The following is a 19,445-nucleotide window of genomic DNA, read 5'->3' on the forward strand; positions in this document are numbered from 1 at the left end:
CAGACCGGAAGGACTGGTGGAGCGCTTAGAAGTGAGAATGCCGGTATGAGTAGCGAAAGACGGGTGAGAATCCCGTCCACCGAATGCCTAAGGTTTCCTGAGGAAGGCTCGTCCGCTCAGGGTTAGTCAGGACCTAAGCCGAGGCCGACAGGCGTAGGCGATGGACAACAGGTTGATATTCCTGTACCACCTCTTTATCGTTTGAGCAATGGAGGGACGCAGAAGGATAGAAGAAGCGTGCGATTGGTTGTGCACGTCCAAGCAGTTAGGCTGATAAGTAGGCAAATCCGCTTATCATAAAGGCTGAGCTGTGATGGGGAAGCTCCTTATGGAGCGAAGTCTTTGATTCCCCGCTGCCAAGAAAAGCTTCTAGCGAGATAAAAGGTGCCTGTACCGCAAACCGACACAGGTAGGCGAGGAGAGAATCCTAAGGTGTGCGAGAGAACTCTGGTTAAGGAACTCGGCAAAATGACCCCGTAACTTCGGGAGAAGGGGTGCTTTCTTAACGGAAAGCCGCAGTGAATAGGCCCAAGCGACTGTTTAGCAAAAACACAGCTCTCTGCGAAGCCGTAAGGCGAAGTATAGGGGGTGACACCTGCCCGGTGCTGGAAGGTTAAGGAGAGGGGTTAGCGTAAGCGAAGCTCTGAACTGAAGCCCCAGTAAACGGCGGCCGTAACTATAACGGTCCTAAGGTAGCGAAATTCCTTGTCGGGTAAGTTCCGACCCGCACGAAAGGTGTAACGATTTGGGCACTGTCTCAACCAGAGACTCGGTGAAATTATAGTACCTGTGAAGATGCAGGTTACCCGCGACAGGACGGAAAGACCCCGTGGAGCTTTACTGTAGCCTGATATTGAATTTTGGTACAGTTTGTACAGGATAGGCGGGAGCCATTGAAACCGGAGCGCTAGCTTCGGTGGAGGCGCTGGTGGGATACCGCCCTGACTGTATTGAAATTCTAACCTACGGGTCTTATCGACCCGGGAGACAGTGTCAGGTGGGCAGTTTGACTGGGGCGGTCGCCTCCTAAAGTGTAACGGAGGCGCCCAAAGGTTCCCTCAGAATGGTTGGAAATCATTCGTAGAGTGCAAAGGCATAAGGGAGCTTGACTGCGAGACCTACAAGTCGAGCAGGGACGAAAGTCGGGCTTAGTGATCCGGTGGTTCCGCATGGAAGGGCCATCGCTCAACGGATAAAAGCTACCCCGGGGATAACAGGCTTATCTCCCCCAAGAGTCCACATCGACGGGGAGGTTTGGCACCTCGATGTCGGCTCATCGCATCCTGGGGCTGTAGTCGGTCCCAAGGGTTGGGCTGTTCGCCCATTAAAGCGGTACGCGAGCTGGGTTCAGAACGTCGTGAGACAGTTCGGTCCCTATCCGTCGTGGGCGTAGGAAATTTGAGAGGAGCTGTCCTTAGTACGAGAGGACCGGGATGGACGCACCGCTGGTGTACCAGTTGTTCTGCCAAGGGCATAGCTGGGTAGCTATGTGCGGAAGGGATAAGTGCTGAAAGCATCTAAGCATGAAGCCCCCCTCAAGATGAGATTTCCCATAGCGTAAGCTAGTAAGATCCCTGAAAGATGATCAGGTTGATAGGTTCGAGGTGGAAGCATGGTGACATGTGGAGCTGACGAATACTAATAGATCGAGGACTTAACCATATAATATGTAGCAATGTTATCTAGTTTTGAAAGAATATAAAAACTTGTTGACTTTCAAAAGTAAATAAGTTAAAATGATTCTTGTCTTAAATGAATACAGTCTGGTAATGATGGCAGAGAGGTCACACCCGTTCCCATACCGAACACGGAAGTTAAGCTCTCTAGCGCCGATGGTAGTTGGGACCTTGTCCCTGTGAGAGTAGGACGTTGCCAGGCAAAATGGAGGATTAGCTCAGCTGGGAGAGCACCTGCCTTACAAGCAGGGGGTCGGCGGTTCGATCCCGTCATCCTCCACCATATATGTCGGAGGGGTAGCGAAGTGGCTAAACGCGGCGGACTGTAAATCCGCTCCTTCGGGTTCGGCAGTTCGAATCTGCCCCCCTCCACCATTCTTAATTATTGGGCTATAGCCAAGCGGTAAGGCAACGGACTTTGACTCCGTCATGCGCTGGTTCGAATCCAGCTAGCCCAGCCATTAAGAGCCATTAGCTCAGTTGGTAGAGCATCTGACTTTTAATCAGAGGGTCGAAGGTTCGAATCCTTCATGGCTCACCATTTTTAATAAAACATGCGGGTGTGGCGGAATTGGCAGACGCACTAGACTTAGGATCTAGCGCCTTTGGCGTGGGGGTTCGACTCCCTTCACCCGCACTTTTAATAAAATAACTCATACATGTCTTGCGGAAGTAGTTCAGTGGTAGAATACAACCTTGCCAAGGTTGGGGTCGCGGGTTCGAATCCCGTCTTCCGCTCCAATTTTCAATATGACATGCCGGGGTGGCGGAACAGGCAGACGCACAGGACTTAAAATCCTGCGGTGGGTGACCACCGTGCGGGTTCGACCCCCGCCCTCGGCACCATATGCGCCCGTAGCTCAATTGGATAGAGCGTTTGACTACGGATCAAGAGGTTAGGGGTTCGACTCCTCTCGGGCGCGCTTTTATTAACGGGAAGTGGCTCAGCTTGGTAGAGCACCTGGTTTGGGACCAGGGGGTCGCAGGTTCAAATCCTGTCTTCCCGATATTCCAAAAAACATGGGGCCTTAGCTCAGCTGGGAGAGCGCCTGCCTTGCACGCAGGAGGTCAGCGGTTCGATCCCGCTAGGCTCCACTTTATTTAATATATGTCTCGGAGGTATACCCAAGTTCGGCTGAAGGGATCGGTCTTGAAAACCGACAGGCGGTGAGAATCGCGCGGGGGTTCGAATCCCTCTACCTCCTCCATTTTCTTTTAAATGGTTTAGACATATAATAATAAAATATTTATTTTTCCTTCATGGAGGTATACCCAAGTTCGGCTGAAGGGATCGGTCTTGAAAACCGACAGGCGGCGAGAGTCGCGCGGGGGTTCGAATCCCTCTACCTCCTCCATTTTTTAAATTTAATATTGTCGCGGGGTGGAGCAGTACGGTAGCTCGTCGGGCTCATAACCCGAAGGTCGCAGGTTCAAATCCTGTCCCCGCAACCAAATGGTCCCGTGGTGTAGTGGTTAACATGCCTGCCTGTCACGCAGGAGATCGCCGGTTCGACCCCGGTCGGGACCGCCATTTATGTTGGCTCGGTAGCTCAGTCGGTAGAGCAGAGGACTGAAAATCCTCGTGTCGGCGGTTCGATTCCGTCCCGAGCCACCATTTTTTTTATGCCGGCTTAGCTCAATTGGTAGAGCAACTGACTTGTAATCAGTAGGTTGGGGGTTCAAGTCCTCTAGCCGGCATCATTTAGGGGCATAGTTTAAAGGTAGAACTGAGGTCTCCAAAACCTCCAGTGTGGGTTCGATTCCTACTGCCCCTGTAAGTATATGGGCCTATAGCTCAGCTGGTTAGAGCGCACGCCTGATAAGCGTGAGGTCGATGGTTCGAGTCCATTTAGGCCCACCATATATTATTCCGCAGTAGCTCAGTGGTAGAGCTATCGGCTGTTAACCGATCGGTCGTAGGTTCGAGTCCTACCTGCGGAGCCATGGCCCGTTGGTCAAGTGGTTAAGACACCGCCCTTTCACGGCGGTAACACGGGTTCGAATCCCGTACGGGTCATACAAAAAAGAGTCAGCATTATGCTGGCTCTTTTTTATTTTGTTAATCCTTTTTATAATGTTACTTTCCAGAAATAAATAAAGGAATTTTGGAAAAGCTATGGTATGTATAAAAAGGAGGAAATAAATAATGACACAAGTTAGAGACTTAATGAGTACCCATATTGTACATTGTACACCACTAGACAATGTATATGAGGCAGCTGTAAAAATGAAGGAAGAATCGGTTGGATTAATTCCTGTTGTTGAAAATGAGCAAGTTGTTGGGCTTGTTACTGATCGAGATTTAGTTGTTCGAGGGATTGCTGAAAAACATCCTGGATCTAATAAAATTACAAATGTAATGACAACAAATATTATCTCAGTTTCTCCAAATGATTCTATTGAAAAGGCTACAGAGCTAATGGCACAGTATCAAATTAGACGGTTACCAGTAGTTGATAGTGGTCAGCTTATTGGCATGTTAGCACTAGGAGATTTAGCTATAAGGGAATCGGCAGATGATCAAGCTGGATTTGCCTTGAGCGAAATCTCAGAGCATACAGAATAAATTGAAACTTTAATTAACCGAGATTTTAATGGTCACTCATAAAGAGCTAAATTATATATAAAGTTCAGATGCATTATTCTAGTATATATGGATTAAACTAATATATTAGCGTGATGTATCTGATGCATTATATAATAAGTATATGGTGAATAATTTCGACAGTTTTTTAAAATTTGTTATTCTTAATTTTTAATAAGAGAAAAGATGATATACTGATAGATATAAGTATTATGAGAGATTTTGAATATAACAATATTAATTTTTAATGGTTCGATATTAAATTAATATTTCCTACATAGATGAAAAGGGAAGGGGAATTATATGAAGGCTGTACAGGGCGATCCAAATTGGAATTTGGTTACAGATACATATATAGAACCAAATAATTTCGCTGAATTATTTTCTTTGCTTGTACCTTGTCACCCAAAAGGTGAGGGGAAAGAACGAACTATATTAGTATGGAAAGAGAAAGAATTTTATAAAGAAGAAAATTTAGCGGCATTTATCGTATATGGCATGAATAAAGTAAAGAATTTACCGCAGTTTCATAAAGATGAAATTCCAACTTTAGTGCGTATTCTTCGCTTATGCCAAGAGATTGGTTGGTATGAAGAGGCAAATGCTTTTATGATAGCGCAAGGATTAGCTGAGTTTGTTCATACTTCATTGGAATATGAAACATGGGATCTTTTGACGCAATCAGTTGCTTTAAACTATTTAATTATTAAATATCGTATAGGTGAACTGACAGATAGGGATATTGAAATTTGGGATAGAGTTAAATTTAATGAGAAATGTATAACCGATTGTAAACATTTATTATCTCATAAAGAAGTATTGGAGTTTACATTCTTTTATATGTGCAAGAGAGCGAAATCATTATCAAAAGAGCAATTAAATAGTGATATGATGAGTTTAGCGTGCGCCCATACGGGCATGTAGAGAATCTCCTTAGACAAGAGATGGGAGTCTGTGCTTAACCCATTTACCACCTTGCTTACCTAGAAGGGGAAACCCGGAGGGGACCAGAGCATGCAAGGAAAGCCCTAAGTTACCAAAATGACCTAGGTACGACTGAGGGGCAAGGTAAAAATGTTATGAATAAGGATGAAGGCTAAACTGCTTGAACCATAGTCCAAAGTGGAGTATCGTCGCCCGAAGTGCAGGGTCATTGAAACGCTTCGCAGTCTAAGAATGGAAATATTGCCGAAGTTTCCATTGAACATACGTGTTACGTATGGCAGACCAAAGACTGACTAACTTGAATAACAAGTAACGGACGAAAGTGGCATCCGACATCATAATTAGTCTAGTCTCTATATGTACTAAATGGGGATTACCTAACTTGGAGCGCCTTGTAAGGAGGCTATTGAGGATGATACCAAGTGTGAAAAGCAAGGTATGTGGCTCATGAAAATCCAATATGGTAACGGAGTTCTCGTAGTAGTCAGAGCGAGGGAAAGCCTCGTACAAGGCGAAGGAGAACAGTCTTTTCGACTAATATTAAATTGGGAAGGGGCGTGAGGCTCTTGCGAAGCCCAAAAATCGTATTAGAAAATCTAGCATCTCACAGTAAGAAAGCAGGGTACAAATACAAGAAATTATATCGAAATCTGTACAATCCATTATTTTTCCTTGAAGCCTACCAAAACATATACGCTAGCGAAGGAAATATGACTGCTGGAACAGATGGAAAAACCATTGACGGAATGTCTGAAAGAAGAATCTCGGAATTAATTGATAAATTAAGAGATTATTCGTATCAGCCAAAACCAGTAAGAAGAGTTTATATTCCAAAGAAAAATGGAAAAAAGCGTCCGTTAGGCATACCTTCCGTAGAAGATAAGTTAGTCCAAGAAGTCATAAAAAACCTACTAGAATCTATCTATGAACCGACTTTTAGTAAGTTATCTCATGGTTTCCGCCCTGAAAAGAGCTGCCATACAGCTTTATTTCAGGTGAAAAGCACGTTTACTGGGAGTAGATGGTTTATTGAGGGCGATATTGAAGGTTTTTTTGACAATATTAATCATCATATCCTTATCCATACTCTAAGGAAGAGGATAGATGATGAACAATTTATTGCGCTTATATGGAAGTTTCTTAGAGCCGGTTACTTAGAAGACTGGAAGTTCCATAAGACGTTTAGTGGTACACCGCAAGGTGGTATACTTAGCCCTTTATTAGCGAATATTTATTTAAATGAATTAGATAATTTTATGAATCAGTATAAGTCAACTTTTGATGTAGGAAAGATTAGAAGGACAAATCCAACCTACTCTAAAATCCAACATCAGATAAATAAGGCTAAGAAGAAACTAAGGGAAGCTAAAGAAAAAGATGAAGTACGAGAAAAAGAGCTGACTAATAAAATACGTGAGTTATTAGCTGAAAGAGAACACACGCCCCAAGGATATCCAATGGATGAGAATTATAAACGAATTCAATATGTGAGATACGCCGATGATTTTTTAATTGGAGTTATTGGGAGTAAGGAAGATGCGAATAGAGCAAAGAAAGACATCGCTAATTTCTTGAAATCTAAACTTAAGCTAACGTTATCCGAGGAGAAAACACTTATAACAAACACAAGAAATAAAGCTAGATTTTTAGGCTACGACGTTAAAGTTGGACGAGATTTCCATTCCAAACGACGAAGTGATGGAATAAAAACAAGAGCATTCTCACTAAAGTGTGAACTATATATGCCTACTGATCTTGTTTATAGTCGCCTATTTAAAAAAGGGGTAATAAAAATCAACCAAAAGACAGGTCAATGGAAACCAATTCACCGTCCAGAGTTAATTAAATTAGTGCCTCTTGAGATTTTAAGGAACTATAACGCTCAAATACGTGGAACCTATCAATATTATCAACTGGCAGTGAATGTGTGCCATTTAAACAGTTATAAGTATCTCCTGGAGTACTCTATGTATAAAACCTTAGCAAATAAGTACCGTACTACCTTAGGAAAAGCTAAACAAAAATTTATGGTGAATGGAATATTCCAAGTCAGTTATAAGATAAAGTCCGGCAAGAAAACGGAAGTGCTTTATGATAAGGGATTTCGTAGGAATAAAGCTCCTATAACTAAAAAGGATATAGAAAAACTTCCTTCGGAAGTATCCTACCAATCCCGAACATCGCTTATTCAAAGGTTGATGGCTAATCAATGTGAATGGTGTAAGGCTGAAGAAGGCTCAATGGAAGTTCATCATGTTCGAAAGTTAAAGAACCTTAAAGGGAAAAAGAAATGGGAAAGACAGATGATAGCAAGGAACCGTAAAACAATGATACTTTGTCGAAAGTGTCATCGTGACCTGCATAACGGGAAGCTAGACTGAAGAGACGGAGAGCCGTATACCTTGAGAGGGGTACGTACGGTTCGGGGGGGAGTTCTCGGAAACCTAAGACCGAGAGGTCTTAAGGCGCTGGGTTCTTACCCTACAATGTATTGTAATACTTTCGTATATGATTTATATACACATGATTTATTACGTAAATATCGTAAGTGTACAGATTTCCTATCATATTATGGACCTAGTCAGGCAGTTTTAGCATGTCAAAGAGCTGTATTATCTCAAATTTCCGATCGCTTAGACCCGTTAAAGACAACTCATGTAGATGATTATTTATATGTGATGAAAGAAATGATGGAGCATATGACGCTAGGAGTAATGGATCGATACGGTCATTTTATTGGAAAGCTACTATCTTATGTGCCATTTTTCGAAATGATACAAGTTCCACAGCATGCATATTATTGTGAAGAATTACTGTATATTTGTAAGGGCATTGAATATAAAGAAGAAACACTACGCAATTATATATTTATACAATTACATGATTGTTTACCATCATTCTTTAGGCTATTTCTTAAAAATAAGCGTTACGCAACGATTCATGATATTCTTTTCTATTGGTGCGATGACGAACAACGAATGAGCTTAGAGAAAAAATATAATCTGAGCTTTATTTATGAAAAATATGCTTGTGGATAAACAATATTTTCGATATGAAAAATTAATATAAATTAAAAAGGATCTCCAGTTTATGTGAGATCCTTTTTTGTTAGTAAAACAAGGAGAAAGTGATTAAGACAAGAAACAACATTCCATATAGGAGAAGTTGTGCAGTATAACTTCCTTGTATACCAAAAAAAGTATTGGCTTTCTTATACAAATTCAATATGTATTTTATTGGAGTATCTTTGAAAGATTGGTACACAGTGTCTCCTCTTTCTAAGCTTCTTGTTCTTGTTTTTGGTTATAAGGGACATTAATATATCTAGCTACAAATAATAAAACAGCCATAAAGAATATTGGAAATACAGTAGATAAATAAAAGCCATTACTAATTATATTTGTTATGAGAGCACTCAAAAGAAATATAGCGTTATAAATATGGGCAATTTTTTGTTTTAGTTGCACTTGAAATGATTCCATCATAATTTCTAATGCAACAAAAGCAATAATAATAGATAAAAATACAATGTTTGTATTGTAAATGATTAAACAACAGATTAAACCTAAAAAGGCTACGTATTCAATTATAAGAGGTATATTGCGTGGCATACAACTTACCTAACTAAATATGGCAGTGGATTTACTGCATTTGTTTTTTCAAAATTCCATTCTCCATTATGTAATTCAAAATGAAGATGTTGCCCGTATGAATGACCTGTGTTTCCCATATGACCTACTAATTGTCCAGTTTGTACTTGATCACCAGCTTGTACAGTGCGATCCTTCATATGAGCATAAACAGTTGTATATAATTTCCCATTGATTTGATGCGCAATGAAAACAACATTGCCATAGCTAGCTGAATAATAAGATTTCACAACTTTACCTGCAGCAGCAGCTTGGATAGAGACGTTCCCTGGAGCGGCAATATCTATACCATAATGCATTTGTTCCCAGCGTATATCAAAGGTTGAGCTAATTCTTCCTTGAGCAGGGAATTTGAAAGCAGCTGGAATAGATGAAGGCTGATCTGTTTTGGCTTGTGGTTGATTTTGTACTACATAGTGTTTTGCTACATATCCGTATCCTGTGCCAAAACGAATTTTATACCAAGTTCCTGCAGTTTCTACTACTTGTACTTGTGTACCTTTTTGTAATGAACCGAGTAGAGCGCTACTTGTACTAGTGTTGCTACGTACATTCAGATTAGGTGTTGCAACAGTATATTTTGTATTATTTTGAACGGTGATTCCTTTTACTAAGGGCTGTGAACCATTAGAGATGAATGCTTTTTGTACGTAACCTGTTTGGCCATTATGTGATATTTTATACCATTCGCCTTGATCTTCTTGAACGGTAATGAACTTGCCATTTGGTAATACATCTAAAATGGAAGATTCTAAATTAGGTTCGGAGCGAACGTTCAATGCATTAGCATTGACGATGTATTGATCATTAGATCGAAGTTTGTTTTTTAGTAAAATAGCATCTTTTTGTACATAACCTACTTTATTATGAACAGATACTTTATACCAACCATTAGTTATTTCAAGGATGTTCACTTTTGTATTAAAGCGAATTGTATCAATTGATGTGCTTTTTACGCTATCTTCTGTATGTAATGCTACTTGATCGACTTTGACATACCCAGTTTTAATATTAGATAATTGTTCAGCGTTTGCTTTTTGTACATTTGTTTCACCCATAGAAGGAAGTAAAGAAGCAATCGCTACAGTAGTTGCTGTTAAAGCAGTAGCTTTCATATTCATATAATAGAGACCTCCTCTAGTTGTATAGTTGTAATTTTATTATAGTATAAAGATATAATATAGTGGGTGTATTCACATAAATGTAATATGAAATCAATATAAAAATAAATTTTTTGAGGATAATGATTCCTTATTATCCAATTAATTAGGATAATAATTTCTAAGATAGAATATAAGTATTATATAGTTTTGTTATTTTGTTGACAATTGAGAAAATTAAAACAGTTGATGATGTCTTATTACGATGTTATACTGACAGTGATAATTTCATAGTTTGCTAGGAGAGCTGGTGTTGCCAGCTGAGAGTAGGCCGTAAGCCTTTGATCCTTTTCATTACCTGATCTAGATTATGCTAGCGTAGGGAAGCAATTCGGACACTAATAATAAGTCCCCGTTTCTTTGCGTATAGAAACGGGGCTTTTTTGTTTAAAAATTTCATATTGAAACCACTAGGGGTGCTTGTTGTGCTGAGAGAGGAATAATCCTTAACCCTTACAGACCTGATCTAGGTAATACTAGCGAAGGGAAGTGGAGCAACGAATAAATTATAATTTTATTTGCTGTAACCACTTCTTATTTAGAAGTGGTTTTTTATTTAAATACACATACCGGAAGGGGATAGCGAAATGAAATTTTGCGATAGATTATTAGAAACTGTACAACCAGTTTGGGAGATGAGTCATAATCATCCGTTTGTAGTAGGTATGGGGGATGGCACGTTAGAAAAAGATAAGTTTCAGTATTACATTATTCAAGATTATTTATATTTGTTAGATTATGCAAAGCTATATGCGATTGGTGTTGTAAAAGCAACAAATCCACAAGTAATGGGGAAATTTGCTGAACAAATTGATGGCATATTAAATGGAGAAATGACAATCCATAAACAATATGCAAAAAGACTGGGAATTTCTATAGAGGAGATAGAGTCTGCAAAGCCATCTGCTAAAAATTTGGCTTATACAAATTACATGATGTCTGTATCTCAAAATGGCACACTTGCGGAATTAATAGCAGCACTTCTTCCATGTATGTGGAGCTACTGGGAAATTGGAAAGCGTTTAAATGATATTTCTGGAGCAAGAGATCATGAGTTCTTTGGTGAGTGGATTCAAGGATATAGTTCTGAAGAATACGGTAACCTTTGTATTTGGTTAATCGATTTATTAAATGAAATGGCAGTTGGAAAGTCTGAAAAAGAGCTAGATCAATTAGAGGAGATTTTCCTATATTCCAGTCGATTTGAATATTTATTCTGGGATATGTCCTATCGTAAGGAGATGTGGGGATTTGAGGAGCAAGAACATACTACAGTTTCATAATGTTTCTTTTCATTATGATGAGAAACCAATCATCAATGAATTAAATGCTTCTATACAAGATAAAGAGTTTGTAAGTATTATCGGACCGAGTGGATGCGGGAAAAGTACTCTATTTCGCCTTATTACAGGTTTAGAAGAAGTAAGTACTGGGCAGATAGAGCTGACAGAAACGAAGAGCCATCCTGTAGGGTATATGCCCCAAAAAGATATGCTCCTGCCGTGGCGAACGATTATTGAGAATGCTGCTCTGCCGCTAGAGTGTCAAGGTGTACAGAAGAAAGAAGCACAAATAAAGGCCAAGGAACTGCTACATAAATTTGGCTTACAAGGGTATGAGACAAAATATCCGAAAGATTTATCTGGTGGTATGAGACAACGCGTATCTTTTATTCGAACTTTATTAACAGGTGGGGAGGTATTGTTGTTAGATGAACCGTTTAGCGCGTTGGACGCTTTAACGAAGGCATCTTTGCAAGAATGGCTGTTTGAACAATGGAAAGAGTGGGAAAAAACAATTTTATTTATCACTCATGATGTGGAAGAAGCGTTGTTTCTTTCTAATCGAATTTTAGTAGTAGAGCAGCAACCGATAACTACTTTAACCGAGAGGGTTGTACCGCTTGATTGTAATCGAACAAGAAAAGATTTATATAAACCTGAAGTGTTAGCGCTTAAAGATGAGCTTCTTAGTATGTTACAAAGGCAGGTACTCGTATGATGAACCGGTTGAAGGAGCTATTACCTGCCCTTACACTTTCTAGTATTTTACTTGCCTTTTGGGAAGTAGGTGCAAGGATCGTAGATGAAATGTACATTTTACCGTCACCGTCTGCGATTGTAATGAAGATATGGAAACTAAAAGATATATTATTTACGGTTCATTTGCCGGCAACATTATATGTCGTTTTAATAGGTGTGGCAATTTCTATCGTACTTGGGGTAGGGCTAGCGATGTTAATGAACGCGAGTAATTGGATGGAGAGAGCATTTTATCCATTATTAGTCGCTTCACAAACGATTCCTATTACAGCGCTTGCTCCGCTCTTCGTTTTATGGTTTGGATATACGATTTGGAGTAAAGTCGTTGTTACGGTTTTAATTACGTTTTTCCCGATTGCGGTCAATACGTATGATGGACTACGCAGTACGAAAAAAGAATGGGAAGAGCTTTTAGTTACATACGGGGCAACGAAAAAAGATGTTTTTCTTAAATTAAAATTGCCGTCTGCTCTTCCTTATTTTTTCTCAGCTTTAAAAATCGCAGTTCCGCTTAGTGTTATCGGAGCAGCAATTGGCGAATGGCTCGGTGCGCAAGCTGGGTTAGGATATTTCAGTAAAAGAATGATGACGCAGTTAGACGGAGCAGGTGTATTTGCACCCATTGTATTGTTATCATTACTAGCTATTTTCTTCGTCATCCTTATTTCGATATTAGAAAAGAAATTCATTAGTTGGAGGAAGCATTCATGAAATTATTAAAACGCATCTTTGTGTTTACATTATTAGTTGCAATGATTGCTGGATGTTCTAGTAATTCAGCATCAGATAAGAGTAAAAAAGAAAAAGAAATAACGGTCATGCTTGATTGGTACCCAAATGCGGTACATAGCTTTATTTATGCAGCAATTGAAAAAGGCTATTTTAAAGAAGAAGGAGTAAAGGTGAATATTAAATTCCCTTCTAATCCGACTGATCCATTAACTTTAGCAGCTGCAGGAAAAGTAACGGTTGGCTTATATTATCAACCAGATGTTGTTATGGCAAAAGCAAACGAACAAATTCCAGTGAAATCAATTGGAGCTGTCGTACGTTCCCCATTAAATCATGTTGTATCACTGAAGTCAGCAGGCATTCAATCGCCAAAAGATTTAGAGGGGAAAACAGTTGGATATTCTGGAACACCTTTAAGTGAGATGTATTTAAAAACGATGGTAAAAGAAGCTGGTGGTAATCCAGATACAGTGAAAGTAGTCGATGTTGGCTTTGATTTAGTACCAGCATTAATTACGAAAAAAGTGGATGCGGTAACAGGGGCATACATTAACCATGAAGTACCTGTTATGCGTCATGAAGGTCATGAACCAGCGTACTTTAATCCAGCAGATTATGGTGTACCGAATTATCATGAGCTTGTATTTGTAACAGGTGATAAAACGTTGAAAAAAGATAAAGAAGCGTTGCAAGCCTTCTTACGTGGTACGAAAAAAGGCTATGATTTCATGAAGAAAAATCCAGATGAAGCATTAAATATTTTATTAAATCATCAAGAAAAAGAAAACTTCCCGCTTGTGCCAGAAGTTGAAAAAGAAAGTATGAAAATTTTATTAGAGAAGATGGAAACGAAAGATGAGCCATTTTTATCAGATTCAAAAGAATCATGGGAAAAACAAAATAAATGGCTGAAAGATAAAGGAATGACGAAAGAAATCGTTCCGGCCGATGAGCTATTCGAAAATATTTTAAAGTAGGCGAATGAATATGAAAAATGAGCTTCATGTAATCTCAAATGGTCACATGTCATTCGAAGAGTTAGTGAGTGTAGCGATGCAAATTGAGAGCGAGATTGATTATTTGCATATTCGTGAGCGTGAGAAAAGTACGAAGGAATTATATGAAGGGGTGGAAAGCCTTTTGAAAAAAGGCTTTCCAGCATCAAAGCTTGTTATCAATGATCGAATTGATATTGCTATTTTATTAAATATCCCGCGTGTACAGCTAGGGTACCGAAGCACAGATGTAAGGTCAGTGAAAGAAAAGTTTTCTTATTTGCATGTCGGTTATTCCGTACATTCTTTAGAAGAGGCGATAGAGGCTTTTAAGAACGGGGCTGATTCGCTCGTTTATGGTCATGTATTCCTAACAGAGTGTAAAAAAGGTGTGCCAGCGAGAGGGCTTGAAGAAATTTCGGACATTGCAAGGAGCTTATCGATACCAATTATAGCTATTGGAGGGATTACTCCTGAGAATACAAAGGATATTCTGGCAAGTGAAGTAAGTGGAATTGCTGTTATGTCTGGAATTTTAAGTAGTAGTAACCCGTATAGCAAAGCGAAGTCTTATAAGGAATCAATAAGAAAGTGGGCGGAAAAACATGTGTGAGAAGTATGATGTAGCGATTATTGGTGGTGGTGTAATTGGTAGTTCAGTTGCACATTTTCTAGCAGAAAGAGGACATAAAGTAGCGATTGTAGAGAAGCAAAAAATTGCATCGGAAGCTTCGAAAGCAGCTGCTGGTTTACTTGGTGTTCAAGCAGAATGGGATGCGTATGATCCGCTATTTGAACTTGCTAGAGAAAGCCGAGCTATATTTCCACAACTTGCAGCAGTTTTACGTGAAAAGACGGGTATTGATATTGGATATGAAGAAAAAGGAATTTATCGTATTGCTCAAAATGAAGATGAGAAGGAAAGAATTCTTCACATTATGGATTGGCAGCAGAAAATAGGTGAAGATTCTTATTTTCTAACGGGAGACCATGTGCGGGAAAAAGAGCCATATCTATCCGAATCTATTATAGGAGCAGTATATTATCCGAAAGACGGTCATGTTATTGCACCAGAGCTTACGAAAGCATTCGCACATTCTGCAGCGATTTCCGGTGCTGATATATATGAACAGACAGAAGTATTTGATATCCGTATTGAAAATAATAAAGTGACTGGAGTTATTACAAGTGAAGGTATTGTCACATGTGAGAAAGTCGTTATTGCAGGAGGTTCATGGAGCACGAAGTTACTCAGTTATTTTCACCGCGATTGGGGTACATATCCAGTTAAAGGAGAAGTGGTTGCGGTAAGAAGTAGAAAACAACTTTTAAAAGCACCTATTTTTCAAGAAAGATTTTACATTACTCCAAAGCGCGGTGGACGTTACGTAATTGGGGCAACAATGAAGCCACATACGTTCAATAAAACTGTGCAGCCAGAAAGTATAACTTCTATATTAGAGCGTGCTTATACAATATTGCCAGCTTTAAAAGAAGCAGAATGGGAAAGCACGTGGGCAGGATTAAGACCACAATCGAATCATGAAGCTCCTTATATGGGAGAGCATGAAGAAATAAAAGGTTTATATGCTTGCACGGGCCATTATCGAAACGGTATTTTATTAAGTCCTGTTTCTGGCCAATATATGGCTGATTTAATAGAAGGAAAGCAAGAGAATCATTTGCTAGATTCATTGCTTTCTAAAACGGTTTAGAAAGGGGATGGAAGTTTGAATTTGAAAATTAATGGTAATCAAATTGAAGTGCCAGAGAGTGTAAAAACAGTAGCCGAGCTACTTACACATTTAGAGCTAGATAACAGAATTGTTGTAGTAGAGCGTAATAAAGATATTTTACAAAAAGATGATCATACAGATACATCTGTTTTTGATGGAGACCAAATTGAGATTGTAACTTTCGTAGGAGGCGGTTGATTATGTTAAACATTGGACCATTTTCATTTCATTCTAGACTTTTATTAGGAACAGGTAAATTCCCTGATTTTGACGTGCAGCAAAAGGCAATTGACGTTTCTGAAGCTGAAATTTTAACGTTTGCAGTACGTCGTATGGATATCTTTGATGCAAAGCAACCTAATTTATTAGAGAAACTTGATGTGAAAAAATATACGTTATTACCAAATACAGCAGGGGCAAAAAACGCTGAAGAGGCTGTTCGTATTGCAAAATTAGCAAAAGCCTCTGGGCTTTGTGACATGATAAAGGTAGAAGTTATTGGTGATGATAGAACGTTATTACCTGATCCGGTAGAAACGTTAAAGGCATCTGAAATGTTACTAGAAGAAGGATTTATCGTACTTCCGTATACATCTGATGATGTTGTATTAGCACGTAAATTACAAGAGCTTGGCGTGCATGCGATTATGCCAGGAGCATCACCAATCGGTTCAGGGCTTGGTATTGTAAATCCATTAAATTTGAGCTTCATTATTGAACAAGCGACAGTACCAGTTATCGTTGATGCCGGTATTGGTAGTCCAGCTGATGCGGCATTTGCAATGGAATTAGGAGCGGATGGTGTGTTATTAAATACGGCTGTGTCAGGAGCAAAAGATCCTATTAAAATGGCACAAGCAATGAAATTAAGTATTGAGGCAGGACGTTTAGGATTTGAAGCAGGTCGTATTGCACGTAAGCGTTGTGCAACTGCAAGTAGTCCTTTAGAAGGAATGAGCGTAGTTGAATAATCGATATTCTCGCCAAGAACTATTTTCTCCAATTGGAGAAGAAGGACAGCAAAAGATAAGAGAAAAGCATGTGCTTATTATCGGTGCAGGTGCATTAGGTAGTGCAAATGCAGAGATGTTTGTAAGAGCAGGTGTTGGCAAGATAACAATTGTTGACCGTGATTATGTAGATTGGAGTAATTTACAAAGACAACAATTGTATGCAGAGAGCGACGTAAAGAATAATCTTCCAAAAGCTATAGCGGCTAAAAAACGTTTAGAAGAGATCAATAGTGATGTAACAATAGAAGCTCTCGTTCAAGATGTAACAGCTGAAGAGCTAGAAGAACTTGTTACAAATGTTGATGTAATTATTGATGCGACTGATAATTTTGAAACACGCTTTATTGTGAATGATATAGCACAAAAATATTCTATTCCATGGATTTACGGTGCATGTGTAGGTAGTTACGGTCTTTCTTACACAATCCTTCCTAGTAAAACACCATGTTTATCATGTTTATTACAGTCGATTCCGCTTGGCGGGGCAACATGTGATACAGCGGGTATTATATCACCTGCTGTATCTCTCGTCGTTTCTCATCAAGTAACAGAAGCTCTTAAACTGTTAGTAGAAGATTACGAATCACTGCGAGATGGACTTGTGTCATTTGATGTATGGAAGAATGAATATTCATGTATGAATGTGCAAAAGCTTCGTAAACACAATTGTCCTTCGTGCGGAGAGAATGCGATATACCCGTATTTAAATAAAGAAAACACATCGAAAACAGCAGTTTTATGCGGGCGAAATACAGTTCAAATTAGACCACCTCATAAAGAGGAAATGGATTTTGAGAGGTACAAAAAGCTGCTGGATGATCGTGTAAATGATTTAAATGTAAATCCATATTTATTATCATTTTCTGTGGAAGAAAAGAGATTAGTTGCTTTTAAAGATGGTCGTGTACTCGTACATGGAACGAAAGATATAAGCGAAGCAAAAACGATTTATCATCGCTATTTTGGATAGAAAAGGATGAGAGGGATGAAAGTGAATAAAGCTTTAACAATTGCAGGGTCTGATAGCGGCGGCGGTGCTGGAATTCAGGCAGATTTAAAAACATTCCAAGAGCTTGGTGTATACGGAATGACGGCTATTACGGCAATTACTGCTCAAAACACGCTTGGCGTTCAAGGGGTATATCCTGTTCCGTTAGAAGGTATTACAGAACAGCTGAATTCAATTGGTACGGATTTAACACCAGATGCAGTGAAACTAGGAATGTTATTTAGTAGTGAAATAATTCAAATTGTTGCAGAACAAATTAAAAAGTTTGGCTGGAATAATATTGTGCTAGATCCCGTTATGATTGCAAAAGGCGGTGCATCATTATTACAGCAAGAAGCAGTTCAAGCATTAAAAGAATATTTATTACCAGTAGCAACTGTTATAACACCGAATGTCCCAGAAGCAGAAGTGTTAACTGGGATGGAGATTCATAATATTGAAGATAGTAAGGAAGCTGCAAAAGTATTGCACGAATTAGGTGCTAAATATGTGCTTATGAAGGGCGGACATGCAGAATATCAAGGTAATGAAGTAATTGATTTCCTCTTTGATGGAGAAAAATTTATTGAGTTTAGAAGCGAGCGAATTCCTTCAAAGCAAACGCATGGAAGTGGGTGTACATTTGCTTCAGCGGTTACAGCAGGACTTGCGAAAGGATACTCAATTAAAGATGCTGTTCAAGAAGCAAAACGATTTATTAGTATAGCAATTGAAGAGCCATTGAATATTGGTAGTGGTCATGGACCGACGAATCATTTTGCGTATAAAGTGAATAGAACGCGTGTATAGATAAGTGAAAAGCCAGTTTTATAACTGGCTTTTTTTCTGTTTACTTTTTCAAAATACAGGAGTAATATATCAGCCAGAATATATTTTTTTGTAAACGCTGAGTCCAATTATATGGAGCGGAGGAACCAATTTGTGCGTCTGCACTAGGGGTGAATCTTTCAAATTTGAAAGTAGGGCTACTCTCAAAGTCCGAATCCGACAGCTAACTTCGTAAGCGTCTTGAGAGAGGACGGTGCCATGATGGATACATCACTTCATCGATCTGATTAGTATAGGGGAATATCAATCTATGTTTGATTTCTTTTATACTAAGGAGGATGAGGTACATGGAACTAACACTTATTTGTGTTGGAGAAGAAAGTAAGGTAGATAGTTTAAGAGATCTAGTATCATTTCAACATGAGTTAATTATTTTTACGGCAAATGAAGAGATAGCGGCTGAAGTTAGGAATTGTGGGTTTGATTGGACTTATAGTTGCAGTAAGGAGCAGGACTTTACTAGTATTTGTGAGTGTATTAAGAAGGTGATTTTACTAGGAGATGAGCTTCCAATCGTTAGTTTCTTCACAGAACACATTCGCTTTTCTTTTCAAGCACCTATTACTGTTGTTACAAGGAATAAACGATATCCAGCGAGGCTCTATGAAACAATTGGAGCTAAATTTGTCGTGTTTACGAATTGTGATAATATTTCTTTTTTATTTTTTGAATAGGGTGGAGGAAAAGAAGATGAAAGTGTTGTTACTAGGAGATATAGCGAATCGTTGGGCGATATCAGTAGAGCGAGTTCAAGAATTGGTGGTGCTGGATCCTATTTTTCCAAGGCCCTATATCATATTGCCATCGAAAGACGCTTTATATTTAAAAACAGATGTTATCGAATATGAGCAGCTACATGCAGAATTGTCACAAGTTTATATTCGCGGGAGAAATTTACGTGCTTTTTTACGAGGAGAATAAATAGTGAAATAAAAAGAGCGAATGCTAAGTGCAACAAGCTATGCACTTTATGTCATTCGCTCTTTTTATTTCGTATCGAAAAGATCATTTCTGTGAAAATGAAAGAAAAGACGAGTAAATAGATGAAAGAATATTAATAATACTCAATGTAAGC

16 protein-coding genes, 20 tRNA genes, 2 rRNA genes, 2 pseudogenes and 3 riboswitches (1 of these 43 running past the window's edge) are annotated in these 19,445 nt (G+C 39.1%); of the genes and pseudogenes, 38 read left to right on the forward strand and 2 right to left on the reverse strand.

The annotated features are described in order from the left end of the window. The 26 genes and pseudogenes from BCG9842_RS03505 to BCG9842_RS03630 form a co-directional block, all read left to right on the forward strand. Positions 1-1,662 (forward strand): 23S ribosomal RNA (locus BCG9842_RS03505) (it extends 1,260 nt beyond the left edge of the window). Between the two features lie 100 nt (positions 1,663-1,762). Then, positions 1,763-1,878 (forward strand): 5S ribosomal RNA (rrf, locus tag BCG9842_RS03510). Between the two features lie 5 nt (positions 1,879-1,883). Next, positions 1,884-1,959, forward strand: a tRNA-Val gene (locus BCG9842_RS03515). Positions 1,960-1,967: 8 nt separating this feature from the next. Then, positions 1,968-2,051: transfer RNA gene (locus BCG9842_RS03520), tRNA-Tyr, on the forward strand. A gap of 11 nt (positions 2,052-2,062) precedes the next feature. After that, a tRNA-Gln gene (locus BCG9842_RS03525) sits at positions 2,063-2,137 on the forward strand. A 4-nt stretch (positions 2,138-2,141) separates the two neighbouring features. Then, a tRNA-Lys gene (locus tag BCG9842_RS03530) sits at positions 2,142-2,217 on the forward strand. A 15-nt stretch (positions 2,218-2,232) separates the two neighbouring features. Beyond that, positions 2,233-2,313 (forward strand) — tRNA-Leu (locus tag BCG9842_RS03535). A gap of 29 nt (positions 2,314-2,342) precedes the next feature. Further along, positions 2,343-2,417: transfer RNA gene (locus BCG9842_RS03540), tRNA-Gly, on the forward strand. A 16-nt stretch (positions 2,418-2,433) separates the two neighbouring features. Continuing rightward, a tRNA-Leu gene (locus BCG9842_RS03545) sits at positions 2,434-2,522 on the forward strand. Positions 2,523-2,525: 3 nt separating this feature from the next. Further along, positions 2,526-2,599: transfer RNA gene (locus BCG9842_RS03550), tRNA-Arg, on the forward strand. A gap of 10 nt (positions 2,600-2,609) precedes the next feature. Continuing rightward, a tRNA-Pro gene (locus BCG9842_RS03555) sits at positions 2,610-2,683 on the forward strand. Between the two features lie 15 nt (positions 2,684-2,698). Continuing rightward, positions 2,699-2,771 (forward strand) — tRNA-Ala (locus BCG9842_RS03560). Between the two features lie 20 nt (positions 2,772-2,791). Beyond that, positions 2,792-2,884: transfer RNA gene (locus BCG9842_RS03565), tRNA-Ser, on the forward strand. A gap of 54 nt (positions 2,885-2,938) precedes the next feature. Then, positions 2,939-3,031 (forward strand) — tRNA-Ser (locus BCG9842_RS03570). Positions 3,032-3,051: 20 nt separating this feature from the next. Beyond that, positions 3,052-3,128: transfer RNA gene (locus tag BCG9842_RS03575), tRNA-Met, on the forward strand. A gap of 3 nt (positions 3,129-3,131) precedes the next feature. Beyond that, positions 3,132-3,207 (forward strand) — tRNA-Asp (locus BCG9842_RS03580). Positions 3,208-3,215: 8 nt separating this feature from the next. Then, positions 3,216-3,291 (forward strand) — tRNA-Phe (locus BCG9842_RS03585). 10 nt (positions 3,292-3,301) lie between these two features. After that, positions 3,302-3,374, forward strand: a tRNA-Thr gene (locus BCG9842_RS03590). Between the two features lie 6 nt (positions 3,375-3,380). Continuing rightward, positions 3,381-3,451, forward strand: a tRNA-Trp gene (locus tag BCG9842_RS03595). Between the two features lie 9 nt (positions 3,452-3,460). After that, positions 3,461-3,537, forward strand: a tRNA-Ile gene (locus BCG9842_RS03600). A gap of 8 nt (positions 3,538-3,545) precedes the next feature. Continuing rightward, positions 3,546-3,620, forward strand: a tRNA-Asn gene (locus tag BCG9842_RS03605). A 1-nt stretch (position 3,621) separates the two neighbouring features. After that, a tRNA-Glu gene (locus BCG9842_RS03610) sits at positions 3,622-3,693 on the forward strand. A 129-nt stretch (positions 3,694-3,822) separates the two neighbouring features. Beyond that, positions 3,823-4,242, forward strand: coding sequence for a CBS domain-containing protein (locus BCG9842_RS03615; RefSeq protein WP_000195542.1), 420 nt, complete (start codon positions 3,823-3,825; stop codon positions 4,240-4,242). A 321-nt stretch (positions 4,243-4,563) separates the two neighbouring features. Beyond that, positions 4,564-5,163, forward strand: a pseudogene (locus BCG9842_RS03620) (DUF3965 domain-containing protein); the annotation flags it as partial. A gap of 608 nt (positions 5,164-5,771) precedes the next feature. Further along, positions 5,772-7,586: a group II intron reverse transcriptase/maturase gene (gene ltrA, locus BCG9842_RS03625; protein WP_001257375.1), complete on the forward strand. Its 1,815-nt coding sequence runs from the start codon at positions 5,772-5,774 to the stop codon at positions 7,584-7,586. Between the two features lie 105 nt (positions 7,587-7,691). Next, positions 7,692-8,243: pseudogene (locus BCG9842_RS03630) on the forward strand (DUF3965 domain-containing protein); the annotation flags it as partial. Positions 8,244-8,483: 240 nt separating this feature from the next. On the opposite strand, the gene BCG9842_RS03635 reads toward BCG9842_RS03630, so the two are convergent. Then, positions 8,484-8,816, reverse strand: coding sequence for a hypothetical protein (locus tag BCG9842_RS03635; RefSeq protein ID WP_001137820.1), 333 nt, complete (start codon positions 8,814-8,816; stop codon positions 8,484-8,486). A gap of 5 nt (positions 8,817-8,821) precedes the next feature. Continuing rightward, complete coding sequence (locus tag BCG9842_RS03640) at positions 8,822-9,976, reverse strand: SH3 domain-containing protein (RefSeq protein ID WP_001056038.1); 1,155 nt, start codon at positions 9,974-9,976, stop codon at positions 8,822-8,824. Positions 9,977-10,245: 269 nt separating this feature from the next. After that, positions 10,246-10,357: riboswitch (TPP riboswitch) on the forward strand. A 60-nt stretch (positions 10,358-10,417) separates the two neighbouring features. Next, positions 10,418-10,520, forward strand: a riboswitch (TPP riboswitch). A gap of 82 nt (positions 10,521-10,602) precedes the next feature. Between BCG9842_RS03640 and tenA the strand changes: the two genes are divergently transcribed. The 12 genes from tenA to BCG9842_RS03700 all read left to right on the forward strand — a co-directional run bounded on the left by tenA (position 10,603) and on the right by BCG9842_RS03700 (position 19,291). Beyond that, a complete protein-coding gene (gene tenA / locus BCG9842_RS03645) occupies positions 10,603-11,298 on the forward strand; it encodes a thiaminase II (protein WP_000666835.1) in 696 nt (231 codons plus the stop codon). Further along, positions 11,267-12,016 (forward strand): ABC transporter ATP-binding protein, encoded by a 750-nt coding sequence (locus tag BCG9842_RS03650; RefSeq protein ID WP_001256821.1) that lies wholly within the window; start codon positions 11,267-11,269, stop codon positions 12,014-12,016. Before tenA ends, BCG9842_RS03650 begins: the two co-directional genes overlap by 32 nt. Continuing rightward, a complete protein-coding gene (locus tag BCG9842_RS03655) occupies positions 12,016-12,768 on the forward strand; it encodes an ABC transporter permease (RefSeq protein WP_002162925.1) in 753 nt (250 codons plus the stop codon). The genes BCG9842_RS03650 and BCG9842_RS03655 overlap by 1 nt, the downstream gene beginning before the upstream one ends. Next, a complete protein-coding gene (locus tag BCG9842_RS03660) occupies positions 12,765-13,766 on the forward strand; it encodes an ABC transporter substrate-binding protein (protein ID WP_000771335.1) in 1,002 nt (333 codons plus the stop codon). Before BCG9842_RS03655 ends, BCG9842_RS03660 begins: the two co-directional genes overlap by 4 nt. 10 nt (positions 13,767-13,776) lie before the next feature. Continuing rightward, on the forward strand, positions 13,777-14,397 hold the full coding sequence (gene tenI, locus BCG9842_RS03665; RefSeq protein WP_000787187.1) for a thiazole tautomerase TenI: 621 nt from the start codon (positions 13,777-13,779) through the stop codon (positions 14,395-14,397). Continuing rightward, on the forward strand, positions 14,390-15,499 hold the full coding sequence (thiO, locus tag BCG9842_RS03670) for a glycine oxidase ThiO (protein WP_000333297.1): 1,110 nt from the start codon (positions 14,390-14,392) through the stop codon (positions 15,497-15,499). The genes tenI and thiO overlap by 8 nt, the downstream gene beginning before the upstream one ends. Positions 15,500-15,514: 15 nt before the next feature. Further along, complete coding sequence (thiS, locus tag BCG9842_RS03675) at positions 15,515-15,718, forward strand: sulfur carrier protein ThiS (RefSeq protein WP_001049505.1); 204 nt, start codon at positions 15,515-15,517, stop codon at positions 15,716-15,718. A gap of 2 nt (positions 15,719-15,720) precedes the next feature. Beyond that, complete coding sequence (thiG, locus tag BCG9842_RS03680) at positions 15,721-16,491, forward strand: thiazole synthase (RefSeq protein ID WP_000931981.1); 771 nt, start codon at positions 15,721-15,723, stop codon at positions 16,489-16,491. Continuing rightward, entirely contained in the window at positions 16,484-17,503 is a 1,020-nt protein-coding gene (gene thiF, locus BCG9842_RS03685; protein WP_001065425.1) for a thiazole biosynthesis adenylyltransferase ThiF, read from the forward strand. The genes thiG and thiF overlap by 8 nt, the downstream gene beginning before the upstream one ends. A gap of 15 nt (positions 17,504-17,518) precedes the next feature. Next, complete coding sequence (gene thiD / locus BCG9842_RS03690) at positions 17,519-18,331, forward strand: bifunctional hydroxymethylpyrimidine kinase/phosphomethylpyrimidine kinase (RefSeq protein WP_000867375.1); 813 nt, start codon at positions 17,519-17,521, stop codon at positions 18,329-18,331. An 85-nt stretch (positions 18,332-18,416) separates the two neighbouring features. Beyond that, positions 18,417-18,564, forward strand: a riboswitch (cyclic di-AMP (ydaO/yuaA leader). Between the two features lie 93 nt (positions 18,565-18,657). Then, positions 18,658-19,044 (forward strand): hypothetical protein, encoded by a 387-nt coding sequence (locus tag BCG9842_RS03695; RefSeq protein WP_000424067.1) that lies wholly within the window; start codon positions 18,658-18,660, stop codon positions 19,042-19,044. A gap of 16 nt (positions 19,045-19,060) precedes the next feature. Continuing rightward, positions 19,061-19,291, forward strand: a complete 231-nt coding sequence (locus BCG9842_RS03700; protein WP_000866301.1) for a hypothetical protein — start codon at positions 19,061-19,063, stop codon at positions 19,289-19,291. Positions 19,292-19,445: the final 154 nt, after the last annotated feature.

Source organism: Bacillus cereus G9842, from assembly GCF_000021305.1.
Classification (GTDB): domain Bacteria; phylum Bacillota; class Bacilli; order Bacillales; family Bacillaceae_G; genus Bacillus_A; species Bacillus_A thuringiensis_S.

Bases quoted from the DNA above. Each gene is read 5' to 3' on its own strand.
- BCG9842_RS03615 (WP_000195542.1), top strand. From the start codon at position 3,823: ATGACACAAGTTAGAGACTTAATGAGTACCCATATTGTACATTGTACA.
- BCG9842_RS03635 (WP_001137820.1), bottom strand. From the start codon at position 8,816: ATGCCACGCAATATACCTCTTATAATTGAATACGTAGCCTTTTTAGGT.
- BCG9842_RS03640 (WP_001056038.1), bottom strand. From the start codon at position 9,976: ATGAATATGAAAGCTACTGCTTTAACAGCAACTACTGTAGCGATTGCT.
- tenA (WP_000666835.1), top strand. From the start codon at position 10,603: ATGAAATTTTGCGATAGATTATTAGAAACTGTACAACCAGTTTGGGAG.
- BCG9842_RS03655 (WP_002162925.1), top strand. From the start codon at position 12,016: ATGAACCGGTTGAAGGAGCTATTACCTGCCCTTACACTTTCTAGTATT.
- BCG9842_RS03660 (WP_000771335.1), top strand. From the start codon at position 12,765: ATGAAATTATTAAAACGCATCTTTGTGTTTACATTATTAGTTGCAATG.
- tenI (WP_000787187.1), top strand. From the start codon at position 13,777: ATGAAAAATGAGCTTCATGTAATCTCAAATGGTCACATGTCATTCGAA.
- thiO (WP_000333297.1), top strand. From the start codon at position 14,390: ATGTGTGAGAAGTATGATGTAGCGATTATTGGTGGTGGTGTAATTGGT.
- thiG (WP_000931981.1), top strand. From the start codon at position 15,721: ATGTTAAACATTGGACCATTTTCATTTCATTCTAGACTTTTATTAGGA.
- thiD (WP_000867375.1), top strand. From the start codon at position 17,519: ATGAAAGTGAATAAAGCTTTAACAATTGCAGGGTCTGATAGCGGCGGC.
- BCG9842_RS03695 (WP_000424067.1), top strand. From the start codon at position 18,658: ATGGAACTAACACTTATTTGTGTTGGAGAAGAAAGTAAGGTAGATAGT.
- BCG9842_RS03700 (WP_000866301.1), top strand. From the start codon at position 19,061: ATGAAAGTGTTGTTACTAGGAGATATAGCGAATCGTTGGGCGATATCA.